Below are 23,635 nucleotides of genomic sequence, written 5' to 3' on the forward strand. Positions count from 1 at the left end.
CCCCGCACGCCGGGACCGCGAAGGCCAGCGCCGCGGCGAGCGCCCATGCGGCCGTCCGCCGGAGATGCGCCCGGACCCCGGCCAGCCCCGCCCCGGAGCGGGGCGGCCGGGTGCGGACGGTCTGCGCGATGCGCGGCACGGCTTCCTCCCGCGGCGGCGTGCGTCCTTCGGTGATCGTCAGCGCCGTCCGGACGCGACGCGGTAACCGCCCGCGGCCAGCCCCAGCGCCCCTGCGGCCGCCAGGCCGAACACCCAGGCCGGGGTTCCCTCGCCGCCGTCGGCGCGGGCCTCGGCTGCTGCACCGGACCCGCCGGCCGGGACGCCGCCCGGTGCGGAGTGCAGGCCGCTGATGGTCTGCGTCTTCAGCGCGAGGTTCTTGGCCTCGGCGCTTCCGTACGCGTACACGATGGTGTTGGTGCCTTCGGCCAGGTTCAGGTCGGCCGGGCCCAGCGCCACCGTCGAGGTGCCGGCCAGCGTGACGTCGGCCTTGATCATGCCGGCGTCGACGTCGCCCTTGGCTTCCTTGGGGTTGGTCAGGCCGGAGAACACCGGGGTGCCGTTGGCGCGCACGTCGACGGCCGGTGCCGCGGCGACGTGCCGCACGGTCACCCGCGCCTTGCCGGCCGCCACCGGAGCGGTGTCGTTGACGTAGGCGGTCAGCATGGGAGTGCCGTCCGCGCCCAGGTGCGCCACGAGCGTGGCGTTGGCTCCGGCGGGTACGTCGACCTGCTTCTGCAGTGCGGGGGTGCCGCCCGGGCCTTCGTTGTCCTTGAAGACCTTGATGTCGTAGCTGCCCGCGGGCAGCTTCTGCGGATCGGTCAGCGTCCCCGGTTTGAAATCGGGCAGCAGTTGCTGCCCGTTGGCGTACACGTCCACGGTCAGGCCGGGGATGCCGTGCAGCACCGACACCGTCGCCATCGAGTCGTCGGCGGCGTGCGCCGGTGCGGCGCCGAGAGCCGCGGACGAGGCGCACAGGGCGCCGATGCCCAGGACCGCCACCGCGCGGCGGCGGCCCGACCTGCCCACTCCCCCGTGCGGGACGGCTTCGGCGGTGGCCGGGTACGTTCCGTTCGTGTTCATGAGGTGCTCCAGATGTCGGGCGTCGATTGACCCTTCACCTGTGATTCCGCCGCGGAGCGCCGAACGGATGCACCTCAGACCGGAGCGGAGAAACCGCCCTGCCGGGCCAGCGCCGCGGTGTAGGCCCACAGCTCGCTGCGCGCGGCCTCGCTGTCCCGCCGGGCGCCGAGCGCGTACGTCGCAGGCCGGGGCTTGCGGTCCTGCCAGAGCAGCCCGGTCGTCCGGACCGCCTCGGGGGCCGCGCCCAGCCACACGATGGTGTCGGCCCCTTGCTCGGCGTCGCGCAGGACGGGGCGGGTGAGGCGGCGGAACAGCGGCATCGCGTCCTGCACGCCCTTGGTGTCCGCCCACCCGGGGTGCATGGCGTGCACGTGCACGTCGAACGCGGCCAGCCGCTCGGCCCACTCCTCGGTGAGCACGACCTGGGCGCGCTTGGTACGGGCGTAGAACTTCTTCGGCGAGTAGGCCACCGCCGCGCCTTCGGGATCGCCGGGCGTCAGGCCCTGCGTGTACTGGCCGCCGGACGTCACGGTCACGACCCGGGAGGGCGCCGCGGCCCGGAGCAGCGGCAGCAGCGTCGCGGTCAGGATCCAGGGGCCCAGCACATGGACGGCAAAGGTCAGTTCGACCCCGTCGGCGCTGAACTGCCGGGTGCCCGGCATGACCCCGGCGTTGTTGACCAGGACGTCCAGGCGCGCCTCGCGGTCCAGGAGTTCGGCCGTGCAGGTGTGCAGGTCGGCCATGCGGCCCACGTCGCAGGCCAGCGGCCGCACCGCGTCCTGGGCGGCGCCGGGCGCGGCGGCGCGGACCCGGCGTACGGCCTGTTCGGCGCGGTCCGCCGTGCGGCCCAGGACGTACACGGTCGCGCCGCACCGCGCGAACCCGGTCGCCGCGGCCAGCCCGATCCCGCCGGCCGCACCGGTGACCAGCACGGTCTTGCCGTCCATCCGGCCGCCGTCGGCGGGCCAGCCGGCCAGGCGCTTGCGGATGCGGAAGCCGGGGGTTCCGTAGCCGAGTGCGATCGAGCGGTCGAGCGCCTGGTCGAGCCGGGCAGCGGCAGTCATGTGCGGCCCGCTACCCAAGGCCTGCCCGAAGAAAACGGGCTGCGCCCGGGCCGCCGGACGCGTTCGGGATAGTCGCAGCCCGGGATGATCTTGGGCTGCCTAGGATGGCGCGCAATGGTGCACATACAGGTACTCGGCTCGCTGATCGCCGAACGGAACGGCGAGGCCGTGCCGCTCGGCGGCCGCCGGCAGCGCTCGGTGCTCGCCCTGCTGGTCGCGCATCGCGGCCAGGTCGTCTCGGTGGACCGGATGATCGACGACCTGTGGCAAGGGGCGCCGCCCGCCCAGGCCGTGACGTCCCTTCAGGCGTACGTGTCCAACCTGCGCCGCCTCCTGGAACCCGGCCGGGCCCCGCGGACTCCGGCAAAACTGCTGGTCAGCGCGCCGCCCGGGTACGCGCTACGGCTGCCGGACGACGCCGTCGACGCGTGGCGCTTCGAACACCTTCTGCACGACGCCCGCACCGCGCTCGCCGCGGACGGCGCCGGCGCCGCGGAGTCCGCGCGGGCCGCGCTCACCGAGGCGTTGGGCCTGTGGCGCGGGCCTGCGTACGCCGAGTCCGCCGACGAGTCGTGGGCGGTGCCCGAGGCCGCCCGGCTGGGCGAACTGCGCCTGGTGGCCCGCGAGCTCCGCACGGCCGCCGAACTGCGCTGCACGGACCCGGCCGCGGCCGTCCCCGAAGCCGAACTCCTGACCCGGGAGGCACCCCTGCGCGAGGAGGGCTGGCGCCTGCACGCGCTGGCGCTCTGGGCCGCGGGGCGGCAGGCGGACGCACTGGGCACGCTGCGCCGGGCGCGCGCCGTGCTGGCCGCCGAAGTAGGCCTGGATCCGGGACCGGCGCTGACCGCGCTGGAAGCGGCGATCCTGGCGCAGGACACCGCACTGCTGCAGGAGGCGACTCGGGCGGGGACAAATCGCCGCCCCGGGCCCCGGAACGGGCCGCCGGACGCGGCGAACCCGGAAGCGGCGGCATCCCCCGCACCCCGTCCCGAGCCTGATGCGGCACGCTCTTCGGCACGCCGCCCCGGCCCCCCGGATGGGACGCACTCGACGTCGGCGGCCACCTCCGCGCCTCCCGCGGCGTCGCGCCCCGAACCCCAAGCGCGAGCGGCACACCCTTCCGGGCTCCTCCCCGCACCCCAGAGCGGGGCGCACCCGGGGCCTGCACCAGACCTGGTCCCTCGTCCGGACTCTGCGGCGGCGCCTCCTTCCGCCGATGGCCCGACATCCCCGTACACCGACCTGTTCGTCGGCCGGGACGCCGAGTCGGCGCAGCTCGTCGCCGCCGCGGACCGGGCGCGATCCGCGGGCCCGACCGTCGCGCTGGTCACCGGCGAAGCGGGGCTGGGCAAGTCGGCGCTGCTGCGGGCGTTCGGCGCACACCTGGAACGCAGCGGCCGCACAGTGGTGTTCGGCCGCACCACGGACGCGGAAGGCGCTCCGCCCGCGTGGGCGTGGGTCGAGGCGCTGCGCGGCCTGGCTCGCGAATTCCCGCCGCCGGAAGACTCCTTGGCGGTCCTCGCGCCGCTGCTGCCGGACGCGGCGGCGCACTCCGCCGCGGGCACCGTACATGGCCCGGGCTCCGACTCGGGCCCCGGCGCCGACCGCAACTCCGGCTCCATCCCCGGCCCAGGCGCCGGCCCGGCCTCCGGCTTCGACCCCGGCACGGACGTCGCCGCCGGACGCTTCCGCCTGCACCGGGCGGTCTGGCGCTGGCTCGCGGGCGCCGCCGCCGTGCGCCCGCTGGTCATCGTCCTGGACGATCTGCACTGGGCCGACCAGGAGACCGGCGCCCTGCTCGCCGGTCTGGCCGACGTACCGGCCGGGACGCCTCTGATGGTGGTGGCCGCGTTCCGCCCCGACGAGCTCGCCGCGCATATGTCCGACACGCTCGCCGCCCTGGCCGGCCGCTCCCCGGTGCGCGTGGCGCTGTCCGGTCTGCCCGCGGCCGCGGTGGCCGAGGTCGTCGCGGCGGCCGGCGGGCCCGCGGTGGACGCCGAGACGCTGGCGGCGCTCGCCGAACGCACCGGCGGGAACCCCTTCTACCTCCGCGAGAGCGCCCGGCTGCTGGCCGGCGAGGGCGCCCTCGTCGCCCTCGCCGAAGTGCCGGACGGCGTACGGGACGTGCTGCGCCGCCGCCTCGGCAGGCTGCCCGAGGCGGCCGTGGCCGTGCTGCGGCTGGCCGCCGTCGCGGGCCGCGAGGCCGATGTCGAGGTGCTCCTCGACGCGGCGGACACCGACGAGGACGGCGTCCTGGGTGCGTTGGAGGCCGGCCTGATCGCCGGACTGCTCGTCGAACCGGCTCCCGGCCGCGTGCGGTTCGTGCACGCGCTGGTCCGCGACACGCTGCTGGCCGACCTGACCCGGCTCCGCGCGACGCGGATGCACGCCCGGATCGCGGCGAGCCTGGAGGCCCGGGCGTCCGAGGACGTCTCGGCGCTGGCGCACCACTTCGCCGCGGCCGCGTCGTCGGCGACCGCGGCCAAGGCGGTGGCCTACTGCGTCCGGGCCGCCGCGCTCGCCGAGAACCGGTACGCGCACGACGCCGCGGCGGCCTCGCTCGCCGACGCGCTCGCGTGCTTCGACCGGATCCCGGCCGCCGAGCGCGTCGAAGGCAGCGGCGGCGACCGGGCCGCCGAGCGGGTCGCGCTGCTGGGGCGGCTGCTGCGCGCCCAGGTCCGCGCCGGGGCCGTCGTGGACGCCCGCGAGACCCGCCGCATGGCCGTCGAGCACGCCGTCGCGGACGGCCGGGACGGCCTCCTGACCGCGGCGCTGACCGCGTGGACCGAGCCGACGCCGTGGCAGACCCGGCCGTACGGCGGCATCGACGAGCCGGTCGTCGCTCAGCTGCGCCGCCTGCTGGCCCGGCCGGACCACGAACCGGCTTTGCGCTGCCGCTTGTTGCTGGCCTACGCGGAGGAACTCTCCAACCTCCAGGACCCGTCCGTGCGCGCTGCCGCGACCGAGGCGGTCGCCCTCGCGGACGAGGCGGGCGACCCGAGCCTGCGCGCCCAGGCCCGCGCGACGCTCCTGCGCGAGTTCGACCCGGACCGCGAGTGGCGCGAAGCCGCCCTGATCGGCGCCGAGTTGGAGCGCCTGGGCATCGACCACGACCTGCCGGGCCACCGCTGGCACGGCCAGTTCGCGCAGGCTTCCGCAGCCGCTGTCGAGGGCGATGCCGCGGCGTCGGCCCGCCGCATCGAGGAGTGCCTGCGGGTCGCCCGCGCGTACCGCATGCCGGGGCCGGTCGCCGTCGCCGAGTGCGCGGTCGCGACGCTGGCGCACATAGAGGGCCGGACCGAAGAGGCCGAGCAGCTCTACGCCCAGGCGGCCGCCGCGATGGCCCGGCAGGGCTCGCCGCACGCCGACGGCTATCTGCTGATGGCCATGGCCACGATCCGCGCCGGCCAGGGCCGCCTTGCCGAGTTCGTCCCCATCGCCACGCAGCTGTACGACGAGTACGGGCCGCTCATGGGCGACCTGCTGGCCGCCGCCCTGGCCGCCGCGGGGCGGACCGGCGAGGCCCGTGCACTGCTGGCGAAGGCCGGGCCGATCCAGGCCGACTTCTTCTTCAAGGTGTCCGCGACGTTCCGTGCGATGGCCATGGTCGCCGCGGAGGATCCGACCGGCGCCGCCGAGCTGTACGACGCTCTGCTGCCCAGCCGGGAGTCCTCGCCGCCGGTCTCCGGCTTCAGCCTCGCGATCCCGCCGATCGCCGCCACCCTGGCCGGCCTCGCGGACCTGCTGGACCGCCCGGCCGAGGCCGCCGCCCACCGCGCGCACGCGGCGGCCATCGCCGCCAAGTGGAACACCGCGCTGGGCGTCGGCTCCTGAGCTCCGGCGCGCAGTGCGCGCCGGATGTCAGGAGGACTGCCGGGGCCCCGCCGCACGGCGGAGCCGGTTGGCGATCGCCGTGCCCAGGTCGGCCTCCGGGGGCAGGGACGCGACGATGAGGTCGCAGCCCCGCTCGTCGAGTCCGCGCAGGAAGCCGTACAGGCCGCGGGCGTAGTCGGCCATCGACCCCGGCACCTCGACCACCGCGTGCGCCTTGATGCCGGTGTCCGGTGCCGAGGCGGGCAGCAGGACGCCGACGCGGTGGCCCTGGTCCTGGGCCAGCGCTGCTTCGGCGGCGACGCGGTCGGGTGCCACCAGCACGACCCGGGCGCGCGGCGCGTAGTGCGACGGGTGCTGGCCGGGCACCCGGACGGGGGTGGCCGACGGGGCGGCGAGCGGCCGGCCGAGGACCGCTTCGAGGCTCTCGCTCGTCACGCCGCCGGGCCGCAGCACGCTGAGCGTGCCGCTGGTGGTGTCGACGATGGTCGACTCGACGCCGACCCGGCAGGGGCCGCCGTCCAGGACGAAGTCGACGGCGTCGCCGAGTTCGGTGCGCACGTGGTCGGCGGTGGTCGGGCTGACCGAGCCGAAGCGGTTGGCGGACGGGGCCGCGATGCCGCCGCCGAACTCGGCCAGCAGCTGCAGGGCGACGGGGTGGTCGGGGACCCGCAGGGCGACCGTCTCCAGGCCGCCGGTCACCTCGGACGGCACCCGGGAGCCGCGGCGCAGCACCAGCGTGAGCGGCCCCGGCCAGAACCGCTCGGCCAGCTCCCGCGCCTCCGGCGAGACGTCCGCGGCCCAGTCGTCCAGCTGCCCGGCGCTGCCGAGGTGGACGATGAGCGGGTGGGTCGGCGGCCGGCCTTTGGCCGCGAAGATGCGGGCGACGGCTGCCGGGTCCTCGGCGTCGGCGCCCAGCCCGTAGACGGTCTCGGTGGGCAGTGCCACCAGACCTCCCGAGCGCAGTACCTCGGCTGCCTTTGCGATATCCCCGGCGCTTGCCGTCATGCTCCTGGTCCCTCCTTGCCCCTGGTGCCGCCCCTATTCTCGCCGCCGCCGGAACCGCCGGCGCACCGGACCCGGTCGGAACCATCCGTCCGAGGGATGCCGCAGGGGGTCGGCGGCGGGGGCCGCTTCGTGTGCGTATACGCATCCGCCTTCGGCGCGCGGGCGCTGTTCTGCCATTCTTGCGCGGTGCACATAGGCCAGCCGGGGTTCCGCGCGATGCGTGCCGTCGTCTTCGCGGCGGTGTGCGTCTTCGCGTCCCTGGGGCTGCACATGTACGCCGGGGGTGCCCCGGTCCGGCCGCTGGCCGTGGTCGCCTTGCTCGGCACGACCTCGCTGGGCGCGTTCGCGCTGGCGGGTCGGCAGCGCGGGCTCGGCACTTTGCTGGTGGCGTGCGGTGCCGTGCAGTACGGGCTGCACCACGTGTTCGGCATGGCGGCCGGCCACGCCGCGCGGGCGGACGGCGCGGAGCGTACGGAATATGTGATGTCGGCTGTGGACGGCACGCAGGCCATGGTGCTGACGGCCGTGGCGGACCACACCGGTGCGCACGCCGCGGCGACGTCCGACGTGCGGATGCTCGTGGTCCACGTGCTGATGGCGCTGTTCTCCGCGATGTGGCTCGCCCAGGGCGACCGGGCATTGGCCGCGGTGCTGGTCACCGCCGCGGTCGCAGCCCGCGGCTGGCTGCGGCATCTGGTCGCCGTCCCGGTCCTGGCCGTGGTCACCGAACGCCGCCGCATCCCGACAGTGCCGGACGCACCCGTCCGCGCCTCTTTGGTCCTCCTCGCCGAGACGGTCAGCCGGCGCGGCCCGCCAAGGCGGCTCTCCTTCAGCTGACCGGGCCCGCCCATGCGCGCCCGGGTACGGCCGCGCGCCCCGCAGCGGGTGCCCGGCCGGGTCCGCCCTGTCCCGCCTCGCAGCCGCGCCGAGCCGCGCGGCCGATCCGGCGTGCGCCGCGGACCCCCACCAGCGCTCTGGCATGCGTATCGACGCCCTGCCGCGATGACGCATGCCTCCTGCCTCACGGAGAGCTGTCTCATGACCTCCACGTTCGACACCGGACCGAAGCCCCAAGAACCACCCTCCGCCGCGGACTCCGCGGAGGCCCCGGCCACCGCGGCAGCGGCGGCACCGGCCGCACGCCGCGGGTCCATCGCGGCGGGCCTGCGCCCGCTGCTCCTGCGGATGCACTTCTACGCCGGCATCCTGATCGCCCCGTTCCTCTTCGCCGCGGCCGCGACCGGGCTGCTGTACGCGGCGGCGACGCCCCTCGAGAAATTCGTGTACGAGCACGAACTCACCGTGGACCGGGTCGGCACGCAGCCCTTGCCCGTCGCTCAGCAGGTCCGCGCCGCGACCGCGGCGAATCCCGGCGGGACGCTGTCCGCGGTCCGGCTCTCGGACGACCCCGAGGCGACCACGCAAGTCCTGTTCACCGAGCCGGGCCTGGACGAAGGCGTGCGGCGCGCGGTCTTCGTGGACCCGTACACCGGCGAGATCCGCGGCATCGAGAAGAGCTTCGGAGGCTCCGGCGCGCTGCCGCTGCGCGCATGGCTCGACCAGTTCCACGCGAACCTCAAGCTCGGCGAGCCGGGCCGCCTGTACAGCGAACTGGCCGCCAGCTGGCTGTGGGTCATCGTGCTGGGCGGCCTCGCCCTGTGGTTCGGCCGCCGGCGCCGTGCCAAGAAGGACCTGGTGCTCCCCGAACGCGGTGCCAAGGGCCGCCGCCGGACTCTGTCGTGGCACGGGACGGTCGGGCTGTGGGCGTCGCTGGGCCTGCTCGGGCTGTCCGCCACCGGGCTGACCTGGTCGACGCACGCCGGCGCGAACATCGCCGACCTGCGGACGTCGCTGAGCTGGACGACCCCCTTGGTCTCGACGGCACTCCCGGCATCCGGCGCGCCCGGTTCCGCCGCCCCGGCACCGGCCGAGGGCGGCGAGCACAGCGGGCACCAGCAGAGTGCCACCCCCGGCCCGGCGGCTCCGGCCGGAGCCGGCCTCGACGCGATCATCGGCGCCGCGGCCGGCCGCGGTCTGGACGGGCCGTTGGAGATCGTCGTCCCGGCCAAGCCCGGCAAGGCGTACGTGGTCAAGGAGACCGACAAGCAGTGGCCGGTGCGCCTGGACCAGGTCGCCGTCGACCCCGCGGACGCCAAGGTCGTCGACGAGCTCCGCTACGCGGACTACCCCCTCGGCGCCAAGCTCACCCGGGTGGGCATCGACCTGCACATGGGTGAATTCCTGGGTCTGGCGAACCAGTTGGCCCTGATCGCACTCGCCCTCATGGTGCTGGTGTCGATCGTGCTCGGCTACCGCATGTGGTGGCAGCGGCGACCGGTCCGCGGCTCGTCGTGGGCAGTCGGCCGCCCCTACCCGCGCGGCGCATGGCGGCAGTCGGCCAAGCCCGCGGCGGTCCTGGCCGTCGTTGCCGCGGCCGCGGGCTGGTTCGTGCCCTTGCTGGGCATCACCCTCGCCGCATTCCTCGCCGCCGACATCCTGATCGGCGCGATCCCCCGGAGGCGTGCGGCGTAAACCGGACCATGCGGCGCACGGAACTTCCCGCGGGGGCTCCCCCGCGCGGGCCCGTGCGCCGCACAGCGGCCGGCCCCTCCGACCCGCGGGCCCGGCTCGAAGCGATCGGCCGGGTGAATCCCGCCGCGGAGCGCGAGGTCAGGCGGTCTCGGATTCGAAGGTGCGGAGGAGGTCTGCGGCGACGCTTACCGCGATGGTCGCGGGCTCCTTGCCGGTGATGTCCGGCAGGCCGATCGGGGTCTTGATGCGGTCGATGGCGGCGGCGTCGTGGCCGCCTTCCTCGGCCAGGCGCTTGCGGAACCGCGCCCACTTCGCCGAGGAGCCGATCAGCCCGATTGTGCCGAGGTGGTCGGTGCGGAGCGCGGCGTCGCACAGCGCCGCGTCCTCGGCGTGGTCGTGCGTCATGATCAGGATGTGGGTGCCGTGCGGGAGGTGCGCGAGCACCTCCTCGGGCAGCAGCGGCGTGTGGTGCACGTGCACCTCGGCCGCCTCGTCCGCGAGGACTTCGAGGCGCTCCTTGGTGAGCATGTCGGCGCGGCTGTCGACCAGGTGGAGTTCGATGTCCTGGCGGGCCATGATGCGCGCCAGTTCGAGGCCCACGTGCCCGACCCCGAAGATCGCCAATGCCTTGGTGACCGGCAGGGGTTCGAGCAGGACGACGACCGTGCCCCCGCAGCACTGCACGCCGTGCTGGTTGACCGCCTTGTCGTTCAGGGCGAAGTCCATCAGTTCGGGCTCCGCCTCGCCCGCGGCGAGCATCTCGCGGGCGCGGTCGATCGCGACGGCCTCGATGTTGCCGCCGCCGATCGAGCCCCACGTGCCGGTCCGGCCCACCACGAGCTTGGCGCCGGCGTCGCGCGGGGCATGGCCGCGGACGGCCGCGACGGTCACGAGGACGCCGGATTCCCGGCGTTCCCGCAGCCCCGCGACCGCCGCGACCCACGTGCTGTCAGGCACCGCTCAGCGCTTCCGTCTGCGCCCGGGTGCGGCCGTCGGCCGCGCTCCCGCTGGCGGAACCGCCGTTCAGGGCATGCCCGCTGGAGGATCCGGCCGGGGCCCCGGCGGCTATCTCCGGGTCGGCGGCCGAGGCTTCGCCGGCGGCCCGGCTCTGCCGGGCGGCCTGGACCGCCCAGAACACCGCTTCCGGCGTCGCGGGCGCGCCCAGTTCGACGCTCACCCCGCTCGGCCCGAACGCGGCGGCGGCCTGGCGCAGCGCCTCGCGTACGCAGAACGCCAGCATCAGCGGCGGCTCGCCGACCGCCTTGGAGCCGTAGACGGCGCCCTCTTCGGTGGCGTTCTCCATGAGCGAGACGTTGAACTCCTCGGGCATCTCCGAGAAGCTCGGCAGCTTGTACGTGCTCGCCGCCTGGGTGAGCAGCCGCCCGCGGTTGGGGCCGTCGCCGGTGTCCCAGCGCAGGTCCTCCAGCGTCAGCCAGCCCGCGCCCTGCACGAAGCCGCCCTCGACCTGGCCGATGTCGATCATCGGGGAGAGGCTGTCGCCGACGTCGTGCACGATGTCGACCCGCCGGATGCGGTACGCGCCGGTGAAGCCGTCCACCTCGACCTCGGCCGCCGCGGCGCCGTAGGAGAAGTACTTGAACGGCGAGCCCCGGAACGTCTTCGCATCCCAGTGCAGGCCCTCGGTGCGGTAGTACCCGGCCGCGGACAGCTGGACGCGCTGGAAGTACGCGGTGCGCACCAGGTCGTCCCAGGCCAGCTCCTGGTCGCTGCCCAGGGTGCGGGCGACGCCCTCGACGATGCGCACGTCCGAGGCGTTCGACCCGAGCTGGCTGGCCGCGACCTGCAGCAGCCGCTCACGCAGCTGCTCGCACGCGTTCTTGACCGCCCCGCCGTTCAGGTCCGCACCCGAACTCGCCGCGGTGGCCGAGGTGTTGGGCACCTTGTCGGTACGCGTCGGGGCCAGCCGCACCTTGCTCAGCGGGATGCCGAGGGTGGTCGCGGCCACCTGCAGCATCTTGGTGTGCAGGCCCTGGCCCATCTCGGTGCCGCCGTGCGTGATCAGGACCGAGCCGTCCTTGTAGATCAGCACGAGCGCGCCGGCCTGGTTGAAGGCGGTGAGGTTGAACGAGATGCCGAACTTGATGCCGGTGATCGCCAGGCCCCGCTTGGTGTGCGGGTGCGCGGCGTTGAACGCGGCGATCTCGCGCTTGCGGTCCGCGAGGCCGCCGTCCGCCTCGACCTGCTCCCAGACCGCGGAGATCCGCTCCGCCTGGGTGACGGTCTGGCCGTACGGCGTGGTCTGCCCGAGGCCCGGCCGGTAGAAGTTGCGCTTGCGCAGCTCCGCCGGGTCCAGGCCGAGGAGCGGTGCGCAGCGCCCCAGGATGTCCTCGATCACCAGCATGCCCTGCGGTCCGCCGAAGCCGCGGAAGGCGGTGTTGGAGACCTTGTTGGTCTTGGCGATGCGGCCCGCGACGCGCGCGTTCGGGATCCAGTACGTGTTGTCGATGTGGCACAGCGCGCGGGCGGTGACCGGCTCGGACAGGTCCAGGCTCCAGCCGCCGTCCGCGGTCAGCGTGGCGTCCAGGGCCTGGATGCGGCCCTCGGTGTCGAAGCCGATGCGCCACGCGGCGTGGAAGCCGTGCCGCTTGCCGGACATGGTCAGGTCCTGGGTGCGGGTGAGCCGGACCCGGACCGGGCGACCGGTCAGCTTGGCGCCGAGTGCGGCGATCGCCGCGAAGCCGTGCGGCTGCATCTCCTTGCCGCCGAAGCCGCCGCCCATGCGCAGGCACTGCACGGTGACCTCGTGGCTGTGCAGGCCGAGGACGTGCGCGACGATCTCCTGCGTCTCCGAGGGGTGCTGGGTGCTGCTCTGGATGAAGACCTGCTCGGCCTCGTCGATGTAGGCGAGCGCGGCGTGCGTCTCCAGGTAGAAGTGCTCCTGGTCGGCGAACTGGAACTCGCCGTCGAACACGTGGGCGGAGTCGGCGAAGCCGGCCTCGATGTCGCCGGTCGCCATCACCGGCCGGGCGCCGTGGAAGCTCTCGGCCTCGATGGCCTCGCCGAGCGTGATGATCGAGGGCAGTTCGTCGAGGTCGACCTCGACCGCGGCGGCGCCGATCCGGGCCGCCTCCAGCGTCTCGCCGATCACCCACGCGACCGCGTGGCCGTGGAACATGACCTCGTCGGGGAACAGCGGCTCGTCGTGCTTCATGCCGGCGTCGTTGACGCCGGGCACGTCGGCACCGGTGAGCACGCGGACCACGCCGGGCACCGCGAGCGCGGCCTCGGTGCGCAGGCCGGTGATCCGGCCGCGCGCCTTCATGACCTGGACCGGGTACGCGTGCAGCACATCCTTGGTGCGGTACACCAGGTCGTCGGTGTAGAGCGCGGCACCGGTGACGTGCAGCGCGGCACTCTCGTGCGGCAGCGGTACGCCGACCACGGGCTTCTCGGGACGTTCCGAAAGATTGCTCATGCGGGCACCTCGCTCCGCTCGGCGCCGCATTCGCGAAACGCATCCTTCTTGTCGATTCGCTCGCTTCGCTCACTCATGCGGAAACCGCCTCCGGGGTCTCGGCGTACAGCTTCAGCAGGCTCTGGCCGAGCATCGCGGAGCGGTACCCCGCGCTGGCGCGGTGGTCGCTCATCGGGGTGCCCTCGGACTCCAGCACCCGGGCCGCGGCCTCGGCGGTCTCCGCCGACCAGGCCTTGCCCTCCAGGGCGGCCTCGGTGGCGTACGCCCGGATCGGGGTGGCGGCCACGCCGCCCAGGCCGATGCGGGCCTTGCGGACGATGCCGTCCTCGATGTCCAGCGCGAAGGCGATCGCCACGCTGGAGATGTCGTCGAAGCGCCGTTTGGCGATCTTGTGGAACGCCGTGACGCGGGCCAGCGGCAGCGGGATGCGGACCGCGCGGATCAGCTCGCCCGGCCGGCGCACGCTCTGCCGGTAGCCGGTGAAGTAGTCGGCCAGCGGGACCTCGCGCTCGCCGTCGGCGTGCGCGAGCACCACCGAGGCCTCCAGTGCGAGCAGCACCGGCGGGCTGTCGCCGATCGGCGACCCCGTGCCGAGGTTCCCGCCCAGCGTCGCGCTGTTGCGGATGAGCCGCGACGCGAACTGCGGGAACAGCTCGGCGAGCAGCGGCACGCCGCCGTCGAGGCGGCGCTCGATCTCGGTGAGCGTGAGCGCCGCGCCGATCTCGATGAACCCGGACTCGACGCGCAGTTCCCGGAGTTCGGCCAGCCGGTCCAGGGCGACCACGCAATCCGCGCGGCGGGCCCGGATGTTCACCTCCACGCCCCAGTCGGTGGACCCGGCGATCACCACCGCGTCGGGGCGGTCGCGCAGCAACTCCAGGGTTTCGGCCAGGGTTTCCTTGCGGATGAAGCTGCTGCCGTCCTGCGTGTACTCGGTCGCGGCCGGCGCCGGGGGCGCCAGTTCGCGGCGGTGCGCGAGGACGTCGTCGTCGGCCGGGGCGCCCACCGCGTACGCGGCGTCGCGGATCGGCCGGTAGCCGGTACACCGGCACAGGTTCCCGCTCAGCGCGTGCAGGTCGAACCCGTTCGGCCCGTGCTCGGCGTCCGTGTGCCCGGCGCCGGTGTGCGCGGCGGCGTCGTGGACTTCCCCGTCGGCCGCCTTCGGGCAGCGTCCCGGCCGGTAGTACTCGGCCGCCATGCTGCAGATGAACCCCGGTGTGCAGTAACCGCATTGGGATCCGCCGCGGACCGCCATCTCCTCCTGCACGGGGTGCAGGACGGATGGCTGCCCGGCCTCTCCGGGGGTGGCGAGGCCCTCGGACGTGACGACCTCCTGGCCGTCGAGTGCCGCGACCGGCACCAGGCAGGCGTTGACCGCCACCCAGTCGGTGGGCTTGTTCACCCCGGGCCGTGCGACCAGCACCGAGCAGGCGCCGCATTCTCCCTCGGCGCAGCCCTCCTTGGTGCCGGTGAGGCCGCGCTCGCGCAGGTAGTCCAGCGCCGTGGTGTGCGGCGCGGCGGGCGCGATCGGCGCCTCTTTCCCGTTGACCGTGATCCGCGGCGTTACCACGACGCACCTCCGGTTCGGTGCGCGATCGATCGATTCATCATGTTCGCCAATGCAGGGAGCCTTCTGTGCTCGGACGCGTCCCGCAGCGGGGCGGGCGCAAATGGGCACGCAATGACTACGTGCCACCAAGGTGACGGCAGGAAAACCCGAAAAGTGCCACAAAATGGCACGTCAAAACGGCGTGGTCAGCAGCCGTGTGCGATGCGACCCGAAACCCAGACCGTGCTGTGGGCGAGGCGGCTCAGGTCAGAGGCGGTGTTCATCTGCCGGTCGCCTCCCTCGGTCGCCATGGAATCGGATTCACCGAAAATTAGTGTCTGGGACCACCCTGGTCAATAGGCCGATCCCACACACGTCCCCGCTCGTGTCCCCTTCATGCACCCCTGCGACCTGCGGCGGCACCTGGGCACGGCGCGGGCGGGCCCGCGCCGTGCCGCACGCGTCACCGGCTGCGGGCCACCGTGCCGGCGTCCATCGCGCCCCCGCCGATGAGGACCAGCCGCGCGGTGGTGACCCGGCCCGGGGCCTGCGGATCGGCGCACTGCGGCTCGGCCAGGGTCATCGAGGCCTGCACGCCGAAGGCGACGGTCGTCCACGTCCACTTGGGGCCGCCGGCCTGCGCACCGGCGAAGGCGGCGCGTCCGGACGGGAGCTCCTCGCCGTCCAGGCTCATCTCCGCGCGGTGCCCGAGGAGGCCGAGGCCGAGCCTGATCCGCACGGTCTCGCCGGTGGCGAGGCTGCCGTCGTACGTGCCGACCAGGCCCGCGTCCAGCCAGCCGCCGCGCTCCCCGCCGCACACCGTCGCGGCCGGGGCCTGGGCCTGGGCCTGGGCAGAGGCCGCGGGCGGAGCCGCCACGAGTGCGGTCGTGCCGGCCATCGCCACCGCGGCAAGCGCCGCGCCGAGGCGCCCGGTGGTCGTCGGAATGCGCATGGGAAGCCTCCTCGCCCCCGCACCCGCCTGGCGCGGGCCCGGGACGCCCGTCGTTTCCCCGAGCATGCAACCGTTCGGTAGCCCGTACCGCGCGACCCGCCCGACACCCGTCCGAACGAGTGACGCCGCGCTACCCCTCGGTCTCCGCCGCGCGGTGCGCGAGCACCTCGTCCATGTGCGTCTCGGCCCATTCCTTGAGGCCGGCCATCACCTGGTTCAGGGACAGGCCGAGCTCGGTGATCTCGTACGTGACGGTCACCGGCACGGTCGGGGTGACCGTCCGCGTGACCAGGCCGTCGCTCTCCAGCGAGCGCAGCGTCTGGGTGAGCATCTTCTGGCTCGCGCCCGCGAGCCGCCGGGACAGCTCCGAGTAGCGCATCGCCTGCGGCCCGCCGCTCTCCTCGGCGCCGGGGCGGTGCGGTCCGTCGCTGCCGAGTGCCGCGAGGATCAAGGCCACCCACTTGTCGGATATGCGCTCCAGGAGCCGGCGGCTGGGGCAGCCCTCCATGAACGCGTTGTAGCTCGCCTTCTGCTCGGCCCGCTGCTGGGCCGCCGTCCGTGTCGACATCGTCCGATCCTTCCGCACCCCGAGGGCACTAACGCACTTCCAAGTGCCTTCTTACGCCGCGAGGCCCCCGAAACCACCATGGAGCTCAGCAACGATCATGCCGCAAGGCCCCCACCGCCAAGGAGCAAGGCCATGAGCACGACCACTTTCCGCGCCGCCGTCGTCCGCACCCCGAACGGTCCCGACTCCATCGAGATCATCGACGTGCCGGTCGCCGAACCCGGCCCCGGGCAGATCCGCGTCGCCATCGCCGCGGCCACGGTCAACCCCACGGACCTCGGTGTCGCAGCGGGCTTCTTCCACTCCATCGGCCTGGTGAACCAGCCCGAACACACGGGTCTCGGCTGGGAGTTCGCGGGCACGGTGGCCGCGGCCGGCGAAGGCGCCGGACTGGCCGTCGGCACCCGGGTGGCGGGCCTGGTGGTGGGCTTCGACCGCGACTACGGCACCTACGCCGAGCAGATCGTGGTCGCGGCGTCCGACGTCGCGGTCGTCCCGGACGGACTGGAGCTGACGGCTGCCGCCACCGTCCCCCTCAACGCGCAGGCCGCCGCGCTGATCGCCGACCTGCTCGGCGACGCGCCGGCGGACGCCGCCCGCCTGCTGGTGACCGGCGCCGCGGGCGCGGTGGGCGCCAACGTCGCCGTGCTCGCGCGGGAACGCAGGTGGCAGGTGACCGGTCTCGCCCGCGCCGAGGACGAGTCCTTCGTGCGCGGCCTCGGGGCCGACTTCACCACCGACGCCAAGCCGGGCTGGGACGCCGTCGTCGACGCCGCCCAGCTGAACGAGGCCGCCCTCGCGCTCGTCCGCGACGACGGCACCTACGTCGGCCTGCGCCCGGGCATGGCCCCGCCGGCCGAGCGCGGCATCACCACCACCGCGCTGTTCACCACGCCCGACAGCGTCCGCCTGGCGGACCTGCTGGCGCGCACCGCGGCCGGCGAACTTCCGGCCCGGGTGCACGCGGTGGTCCCGCTGGAGGAGGCGGCCGCGGCCCACAAGGCCACGGCCCGCAGCGGCCTGCGCGGCCGCTACGTCCTCCAGCCCTGACGCCGGCCGGGTCCGGCCGGGTCGGGCCGGCCGGACCGGTCGGGGGCAAGATCCGGTCGGGCCGGGTCCGCATCGGACCAGGTCCGGCCGGGTCGGCTCAGGCGACGGTCAGGTGACGGTCAGGTCGGTCCAGTCGACCTGGGTGCACATGCGGTGGAAGTCGGGTCCGTACCAGGGGGCGTTGACCTGGAGGCGGCCGGACTTGTTGACGTAGTAGTTCTTCTCCGGGGCGCCGTAGTCCTGCAGGAGCAGGAGCCGGCTTGCCTCGGCGTCGAGGGCCTTGTTGTAGCGCTCGTAGGCCGCCGGGGTCACTTCGACGCGCGAGGCGCCGTCCTCCAGCATGCGCACGGTGAGCTGCCCGACGTAGGAAGCCCAGATGACGTACCACATCGGCAGGCTCGTCCCGCCGGACAGGGGCTGGGAGTTGGGGCCGTACAGCATGAACATGTTGGGGAATTCCGGGACCATCATGCCGAGGTAGGCGCGGGCGCCGTCGGCGGACCAGAAGTCGTGGATGTCGATGCCGTCCTTGCCGGCGTACGCAGCGGGCCACAGGTATTTGGCGACCTCGAAGCCGGTCGCCGCGATGATGACGTCGACCTCGCGGACGGTGCCGTCGGGGGTCTCGATGCCGGTCTCGGTGAGGCGGGTGATGGAGTCGGTGACGAGTTCGACGTTGTCGCGGGTCAGGGACCGGTACCAGCCGTTGTCGACGACGGGCCGCCGCGAGAACGGCGCGTAGTCGGGGACCAGGCGGTCGACGAGGTCCTGGCGGCCGCCGGTCTGCGCGGTGATGTACGCGGTGAGGTCGTCGCGGAGCTTGTCGTTCATGGCGTTGAACGTGCCGCCGCCGGCCTGCCATTCCTCGTCCGGGATGAGGAAGCCGTGGGTGCCGAAGAGCGACGCGACGGAGGTGTAGCGCGCCCAGTTCCAGTAGCCCGGGAAGTTGTCGAGGAGCCAGCGGGTCTCGGGCTCGATGGCGGCGCCGTACTTCTCGCGCGGGCTGATCCACTGCGGGGTGCGCTGGAACACGTGCACCCGCGCGGCGTGTTCGGCGATCGGGGCGAGCAACTGCACGCCGGTGGAGCCGTTTCCGATGACCGCGACGCGCTTGCCCGTCAGGTCCAGGTCGTCGGGCCAGCGCGAGGGGTGGACTATGAGGCCGCGGAAGCCGTCCCGGCCCTCGAATTCGGGGATCTTCGGGTTGGCGAAGGTGCCGACCGCGTTGACGAGGATGTTGGCTTCCAGCGTCTCGGTGCCTTCGGGGGTCGTCACGTCGAGCACCCAGACATTGCGGGCCTCGTCGAACACCGCACGGGTCATCGTGGTCCCGAAGCGGGTGTTCGCGAGGACGCCGTACTTCTTCGCCATCTGCTCCAGGTAGGCGCGGACTTCGGCGCCCTGGGCGAAGTACTCGGTCCAGGGGTGGTTCTTCTCGAAGCTGAACTCGTAGGTGATGGACGCGGTGTCGACGCGGATGCCCGGGTAGCGGTTGATGCTCCACGTGCCGCCGGGCTCGGGGCGGCGGTCGAGCACCACGTACGGGATGCCGAGCCGTTCGAACTGGACGCCCATGGCAAGCCCGTTGAAGCCGCTGCCGACGACGACCGCCTTGAAACCCTCCGGCAGCACGGGCCGTTCGCCGGTCCAGTCGACGTACCACGGGTAGGGCTTGAAGGCCGCGATGTCGCGCCGGGCCTCGAACTCGAGGTCGGTCATGTCCTCACCGGTCGCCATCGCCATGAGCGCGCGCAGTTCCTGCTCCGGCGGCTCCTCGGGCATCCCCGGGCCGGCGTGCGCGGCCAGCCAGTCGACCGCCTTGCCGACCAGCAGCTCCCGTTCCTGCTCGGTCAGGCGCACGGCGCGCGGCAGCGCGGCCGCCTCGGGGTCTCCGGTGTGCTGGTACAGCGCGACGCGTACCGCATCGAGGTCGGCGAGCTCGACGGCTCGGCGGATGAACGCGCGGTCGACGGTGGGCTCCATCGGGTCTCTTCCTTCGTTCGTGCGGGGCGTACGGGCAGTCCGGAGCGCGGGGCCGAGGTGTGGGGCGGGCCGGCGCGGCGGTCAGCGCGGGGCCAGCTCCATGTCCGGCAGCGGGTACGGGAACTTCACCGAGACGCCGCCGTCCACGGTCAGGACCTGGCCGGAGACGTAGCGGGACAGGTCGGAGGAGAGGAAGAGCAGCGGCCCGGCGATGTCCGCGGGCAGGGCCACGTCCCGGACCGGCGCGTTCTCGGCGTTGGCGGCGCGGCCCGCATCGCCCAGGTACGCGGAGACCCGGGGCGTCCAGACCACGCCCGGCGCGACCGCGTTGACCCGGATGCCGGACGGGCCGAATTCGACCGCGGCGGACCGGACCAGGGACACCAGTGCGGCCTTGGCGGCGCCGTAGGCGGCGTGCATGGGGGCGCCGGTGAGTCCGGAGACGGATGCGACGAAGGTGAAGGTGCCGCCGCCGTGCCGGGCCATGTGCTCGCCGCCGAGTTGGAGGGCGAGCACCGCGTGGCGCAGCACGATGTTCTGGTGCCACTCCCAGTCCTCGTCCGTGCAGGCCAGCAGCGGCTGGTACTTGCTCATGCCGATGATGTCGACCACCGAGTGCACGCGGCCCAGGCGGGCCTCCGCGTCGGCCCACAGCTCGGTCATCGCGGGGCGCGAACTGGCGTCGCCGGACCAGGCGATGCCGTCCACCTCGGCGGCGACCTCGTGCGCGAGGTCCGCGTCCAGGTCCACGGCCAGCACGCGCGCACCGGCCTGGGCCAGGGCGTGGCAGGTCTGGCGGCCGATGCCCTGGCCGGCGCCCAGCACGACCACGCCCTTGCCGGCCAGCTGCAAGCGGCCCGGGTAGTCGGGGACTTCGGTGTCGTCGGTGCGGGTCATGCGGTCTCCTCGGAGTCGGTGGGCGAGCGGGCGGGACCGCAGGACATCCGGACTTTTTCGGCTTTTTGATATTTCGAAGAATTTTTCGGCGCCTTCGGGCGCTCGATTGTGCGTAGGCGGCCTGCCGATTGCAAGAGCGACGGCTCCCCCGGACACCGGAAAGGCCGCCCTCCCCTGGCGGAGAGAGCGGCCTCTGACCTGCGCAGACGCGGCTAGGCGAGCTGCTCGACCCGGAAGTACACCCAGTACACGCCGTCATTGCCGGAGATCGCGATGCCGTTGTCGCCCAGCATCGGGTTCGCGCAGGTCAGGGTCACCGTGCCGACGTGGTCGTCGCGGCCCGGGTCCTGGTCCCAGTACGAGATCGTCATCTGGCCGGCCGCGTCGAAGTAGCGCGGCGCGACCGCGTTCAGGTCGGCCGTGGTGTGCTGGGTGATCGAGTGCGGCCCCCACACCTTCTGCCCGTTGATCTTGACGAAGACCTCGTCGGCGTTGTTGTCCTGGGTCTGCGGCACGTGGATGTACTGCAGCTGGACCCGGAACACGGCCGGCGCGGCATTCGCCGTGCCCGGCATCGCCAGCACACCGGCGGCTGCGGCTCCGGAGAGGACCGCGGCGGTCATCAGTCCGCTGATGTTTGGCGGCCGCCTGCGGCGTTGTCCCGCCACCCACCCCGCGTGGCGGCGCGGCCCTCGGCTACGTTCATGATCATGTGGCACCCGGGCAGGGACGGACGGAATCTGCAGGCACGAGCCTCGGCCGCGGTCGACACCGCCGCGCACGGCCTCGGCTTCACCCTCGACGCGACGCAGAGAGCCGCCGCGGACCGCCTCGCCCTGCTCGCCGGACAACTCGCCGCGGCGCCCGCCGGAGCGCACCTGCTGCACCGCCGGCACCACGTCCGGGGCGTCTACCTCTGGGGGCCTCCCGGGCGCGGCAAGAGCTGGCTGGCCGACACCTGGCACGCCGCACTCCCCCAGGGCTTCGCGTACCGCGTGCACTTCCACGACTTCTTCCGGCGCCTGCACGACTCGGCCTTCCGGCACCGCGGAGAGGCCCGGGCCGTCGACGCCGCGATGGCCGAACTCGTGGGCAGAGCACGGGTGGTCTGCTTCGACGAGTTCCACGTGCACGACCCCGGCGACGCGATGCTGGTGACCCGGCTGCTCCGCGAACTCCTCGACCGCCGCGTGACGCTCGTGGCCACCTCGAACTACGCACCGGACGCCCTGCTGCCCAACCCGCTCTTCCACCACCTCTTCGCGCCGGCCATCGCCCTGCTCCACGAGCACCTGGACATCGTCGAGGTCGCCGGACCGCGCGACTACCGCACGCTCGCGGCACCGGCCGCAGCCGCCGGCTTCCGGGCCGGCGCCCTCGTCTCACCGGACGACGCCGCGTCCCTGGCCGCCTTCGGCCTCGCCGCCCCCGGCCCCGACGAAGCCGCGGACCTGCACCTCGGCCGGCGCGCGCTCCGCACCCGCGCCGTACGCGACGGCGAACTCTGGTTCGACTACGCCCAGTTGTGCGAGACGCCCACCGGCACCGCCGACTACCTCGCCCTCGCGGACCGCTTCGCCACCTGGGTCGTCGGCGGCATCCCGGCGTGGCTCGCGTGCTCGTCGGACGGCCGCCAGCGCCTGGCGTCGGTGGTGGATGTGGCGTACGACCGCGACATACGCCTGTTCCTCACCGGCCCCGACCACCCGGGACGCCCGCCGGCCGGCGCCCCGACCCCTGCCGACTACACCCGCACAGCCAGCCGCCTGGCCCAGCTCCGCGACTCCGCGGAGCTCCCGACCGCGACACGGTGAGGCGCGCGACAGACCGAACAATGAACCGATATGTCTGATTTACTCCTGGGTATTGCCCGGCTGGAAGGCCACGCCAAGGAGTGCCCGTGGACGACGATCCGACCGACCCCGGTGCCCCCTCCCCTGGAGACTCCTCCCCTGGCGGCCGCACCGCCGTCGTCGAGATCCGCGGACTCGTCAAGGACTACGGCCGCGTCCGCGCCCTGAACGGCATCGACCTCACCGTGCACGCCGGGGAAGTCGTGGGCTTCCTGGGCCCGAACGGCGCCGGCAAGTCCACCACCATCCGCTGCCTGCTGGACCTGCTGCGGCCCACCGGCGGCACCATGCGGCTGTTCGGACGCGACCCGCGGACCGGCGGCGTCGAGGCCCGCCGCCGGGTCTCGTACGTACCCGGCGAACTCCGGCTGCCGCCGCGCTCGACCGCGGGCGAGATCCTCGACTCGGTGGCCCGGCTGCGCGGCGACTGCGACCCGGCCCGCCGCGCCGACGTCACCGAGCGACTGGGCCTCGACCCGCACAAGGCCGCCAAGGGCCTGTCCACCGGCAACCGCCGCAAAGTGGCCCTGGTCTCCGCGTTCATGAGCCGCGCCGACCTCCTCGTCTTCGACGAGCCGACCAGCGGACTCGACCCGCTCCTGCAGCAGGTCTTCCGCGACCTCGTCCGCGAGGCCAAGGCCCGCGGCACCGCGGTCCTGCTCTCCTCCCACGTCCTCGCCGAGGTCCAGCGCACCGCGGACCACGCCGTCGTGCTCCGGCAGGGCCGCATCGTCGCCCGCGGCACCGTGGACGACCTGCGCGGCAACGCCGCCCAGCGCGTCGAGGCGGTCTTCCCCGGCACGGCACCGGACCTCGGCGCCGTCCCCGGCCTCGCCGACATCCGCACCGACGGACGCCGCCTGCGCGCCCGCTTCACCGGCGACCCGGCCCCGCTGCTCGACGCCCTCGCCCGGCACCGGCCCACATCCGTGGAAATCGCCGAGCCCGACCTCGACGACGCCTTCCGCGACCTCTACACCCCGCACGCAGACGACACCGCCGCCCGGCCCCCGGAGGCCCACGCATGACCGGCGCCCTCCTCTCCGGCGCGCTGCGCCCGCTCGGCCGCGCCCTGGCGGTCTGGGGCACGGCCCTCGCCGGACTGATCCTGCTCACCTCGGCGTTCTGGCCCGCGTTCCGCGACAGCCCGGGCATGACCGAGGCGATCGGCGGCATGCCCCAGGGGCTGGTCGACGCGCTGGGGCTGGGCGACCTCGGGACGCCGGAGGGCTTCCTGTGGGGCAACTTGTACTCGCTGCTGGTGCCACTGCTGATGGCCGTCGCCGGCGCCTCGCTCGCCACGTCGCTGACGGCCCGCCAGGAGGAGTCCGGCCACTACGAGTTGCTGCTCACGCAACCGGTGTCGCGGACCGCCGTACTGACCGCCCGCATCACCGCCGCGGCACTCGCGGTCCTGGCCCTGGGCGCGGCGGTCTTCCTCGTCCAATGGGCCGCCGACGCCATCTGGGACATCGGCGTACCCGTGGCCCGGCTCGCCTCCACGGTCGCCCTGTGCACATTCACCGCAGTCGTGGCCGCCGCGGCCACCGCGCTCGGCGCCGCCGTCACCGGCCGCCCGGCCGTCGCCGAAGGCGCCGGGGTGGGCCTGACCGTGGCGGGCTACGTCGTCTCCGCGCTCTTCCCGCTGCGCGAGGGCTGGGAGTCCGCCCAGTACATCTCGCCGTGGAACTGGGCACTGGGCGGGGAGCCCCTCACCACCACCGCCGAGTGGTGGCGCTACCTCGCACCCCTCGCCCTGGCCGCCGTCCTCGCCGCCCTCGCCCTTGCCGCCTTCGACCGCCGCGACATCCACGCCGCCTGACCGGAGCCGG

18 protein-coding genes are annotated in these 23,635 nt (G+C 73.9%); 7 read left to right on the top strand and 11 right to left on the bottom strand.

All coding sequences use genetic code 11. The annotated features are described in order from the left end of the window. Positions 1 to 177 precede the first annotated feature (177 nt). Together LZ495_RS27640 and LZ495_RS27645 are read right to left on the bottom strand one after the other, a co-directional pair. Positions 178 to 918 (bottom strand): DUF4397 domain-containing protein, encoded by a 741-nt coding sequence (locus tag LZ495_RS27640; protein WP_235055740.1) that lies wholly within the window; start codon positions 916 to 918, stop codon positions 178 to 180. Positions 919 to 1,154: 236 nt separating this feature from the next. Further along, on the bottom strand, positions 1,155 to 2,144 hold the full coding sequence (locus LZ495_RS27645; protein WP_235055631.1) for an SDR family NAD(P)-dependent oxidoreductase: 990 nt from the start codon (positions 2,142 to 2,144) through the stop codon (positions 1,155 to 1,157). A 114-nt stretch (positions 2,145 to 2,258) separates the two neighbouring features. On the opposite strand from LZ495_RS27645, the gene LZ495_RS27650 reads away from it, so the two are divergent. Then, the gene (locus LZ495_RS27650; protein WP_235055632.1) at positions 2,259 to 5,978 is read left to right on the top strand and encodes an ATP-binding protein; all 3,720 of its coding nucleotides are present in this window, start codon (positions 2,259 to 2,261) and stop codon (positions 5,976 to 5,978) included. A 27-nt stretch (positions 5,979 to 6,005) separates the two neighbouring features. Here LZ495_RS27650 and LZ495_RS27655 read toward each other — a convergent pair whose 3' ends face one another. Continuing rightward, entirely contained in the window at positions 6,006 to 6,983 is a 978-nt protein-coding gene (locus LZ495_RS27655) for an L-threonylcarbamoyladenylate synthase (protein ID WP_235055633.1), read from the bottom strand. A 186-nt stretch (positions 6,984 to 7,169) separates the two neighbouring features. On the opposite strand from LZ495_RS27655, the gene LZ495_RS27660 reads away from it, so the two are divergent. Both LZ495_RS27660 and LZ495_RS27665 read left to right on the top strand, forming a co-directional pair. Beyond that, positions 7,170 to 7,820 carry a hypothetical protein gene (locus tag LZ495_RS27660; RefSeq protein WP_235055634.1) on the top strand — a complete coding sequence of 217 codons (651 nt, stop codon included), beginning with the start codon at positions 7,170 to 7,172 and terminating at the stop codon, positions 7,818 to 7,820. A gap of 201 nt (positions 7,821 to 8,021) precedes the next feature. After that, positions 8,022 to 9,515: a PepSY-associated TM helix domain-containing protein gene (locus LZ495_RS27665; protein WP_235055635.1), complete on the top strand. Its 1,494-nt coding sequence runs from the start codon at positions 8,022 to 8,024 to the stop codon at positions 9,513 to 9,515. Between the two features lie 138 nt (positions 9,516 to 9,653). Here LZ495_RS27665 and xdhC read toward each other — a convergent pair whose 3' ends face one another. From xdhC to LZ495_RS27690, 5 genes are all read right to left on the bottom strand, one after another. Further along, positions 9,654 to 10,472: a xanthine dehydrogenase accessory protein XdhC gene (gene xdhC, locus LZ495_RS27670; protein WP_235055636.1), complete on the bottom strand. Its 819-nt coding sequence runs from the start codon at positions 10,470 to 10,472 to the stop codon at positions 9,654 to 9,656. Then, entirely contained in the window at positions 10,465 to 12,951 is a 2,487-nt protein-coding gene (gene xdhB / locus LZ495_RS27675) for a xanthine dehydrogenase molybdopterin binding subunit (protein ID WP_235055637.1), read from the bottom strand. The genes xdhC and xdhB overlap by 8 nt, the downstream gene beginning before the upstream one ends. 73 nt (positions 12,952 to 13,024) lie before the next feature. Beyond that, complete coding sequence (locus LZ495_RS27680) at positions 13,025 to 14,521, bottom strand: xanthine dehydrogenase small subunit (RefSeq protein WP_235055638.1); 1,497 nt, start codon at positions 14,519 to 14,521, stop codon at positions 13,025 to 13,027. A gap of 442 nt (positions 14,522 to 14,963) precedes the next feature. After that, positions 14,964 to 15,452, bottom strand: coding sequence for a hypothetical protein (locus tag LZ495_RS27685; protein WP_235055639.1), 489 nt, complete (start codon positions 15,450 to 15,452; stop codon positions 14,964 to 14,966). A gap of 130 nt (positions 15,453 to 15,582) precedes the next feature. Beyond that, complete coding sequence (locus LZ495_RS27690) at positions 15,583 to 16,020, bottom strand: winged helix-turn-helix transcriptional regulator (protein WP_235055640.1); 438 nt, start codon at positions 16,018 to 16,020, stop codon at positions 15,583 to 15,585. A 132-nt stretch (positions 16,021 to 16,152) separates the two neighbouring features. Here LZ495_RS27690 and LZ495_RS27695 point away from each other — a divergent pair, with 132 nt between their 5' ends. Further along, positions 16,153 to 17,070, top strand: coding sequence for an alcohol dehydrogenase catalytic domain-containing protein (locus LZ495_RS27695; RefSeq protein WP_235055641.1), 918 nt, complete (start codon positions 16,153 to 16,155; stop codon positions 17,068 to 17,070). A gap of 108 nt (positions 17,071 to 17,178) precedes the next feature. Here LZ495_RS27695 and LZ495_RS27700 read toward each other — a convergent pair whose 3' ends face one another. The 3 genes from LZ495_RS27700 to LZ495_RS27710 form a co-directional block, all read right to left on the bottom strand. Beyond that, the gene (locus tag LZ495_RS27700; RefSeq protein ID WP_235055642.1) at positions 17,179 to 19,053 is read right to left on the bottom strand and encodes an NAD(P)-binding domain-containing protein; all 1,875 of its coding nucleotides are present in this window, start codon (positions 19,051 to 19,053) and stop codon (positions 17,179 to 17,181) included. An 81-nt stretch (positions 19,054 to 19,134) separates the two neighbouring features. Next, the gene (locus LZ495_RS27705) at positions 19,135 to 19,950 is read right to left on the bottom strand and encodes an SDR family NAD(P)-dependent oxidoreductase (protein WP_235055643.1); all 816 of its coding nucleotides are present in this window, start codon (positions 19,948 to 19,950) and stop codon (positions 19,135 to 19,137) included. Positions 19,951 to 20,162: 212 nt separating this feature from the next. Further along, on the bottom strand, positions 20,163 to 20,573 hold the full coding sequence (locus LZ495_RS27710) for a hypothetical protein (protein ID WP_235055644.1): 411 nt from the start codon (positions 20,571 to 20,573) through the stop codon (positions 20,163 to 20,165). Positions 20,574 to 20,654: 81 nt separating this feature from the next. On the opposite strand from LZ495_RS27710, the gene zapE reads away from it, so the two are divergent. The 3 genes from zapE to LZ495_RS27725 all read left to right on the top strand — a co-directional run bounded on the left by zapE (position 20,655) and on the right by LZ495_RS27725 (position 23,625). After that, positions 20,655 to 21,764 carry a cell division protein ZapE gene (zapE, locus tag LZ495_RS27715; protein WP_235055645.1) on the top strand — a complete coding sequence of 370 codons (1,110 nt, stop codon included), beginning with the start codon at positions 20,655 to 20,657 and terminating at the stop codon, positions 21,762 to 21,764. An 86-nt stretch (positions 21,765 to 21,850) separates the two neighbouring features. Continuing rightward, positions 21,851 to 22,831 (top strand): ABC transporter ATP-binding protein, encoded by a 981-nt coding sequence (locus LZ495_RS27720; protein WP_235055646.1) that lies wholly within the window; start codon positions 21,851 to 21,853, stop codon positions 22,829 to 22,831. After that, positions 22,828 to 23,625 (top strand): ABC transporter permease subunit, encoded by a 798-nt coding sequence (locus LZ495_RS27725; protein ID WP_235055647.1) that lies wholly within the window; start codon positions 22,828 to 22,830, stop codon positions 23,623 to 23,625. The genes LZ495_RS27720 and LZ495_RS27725 overlap by 4 nt, the downstream gene beginning before the upstream one ends. Positions 23,626 to 23,635: the final 10 nt, after the last annotated feature.

It is taken from the genome of Yinghuangia soli (genome assembly GCF_021502675.1).
Lineage (GTDB): Bacteria > Actinomycetota > Actinomycetes > Streptomycetales > Streptomycetaceae > Yinghuangia > Yinghuangia soli.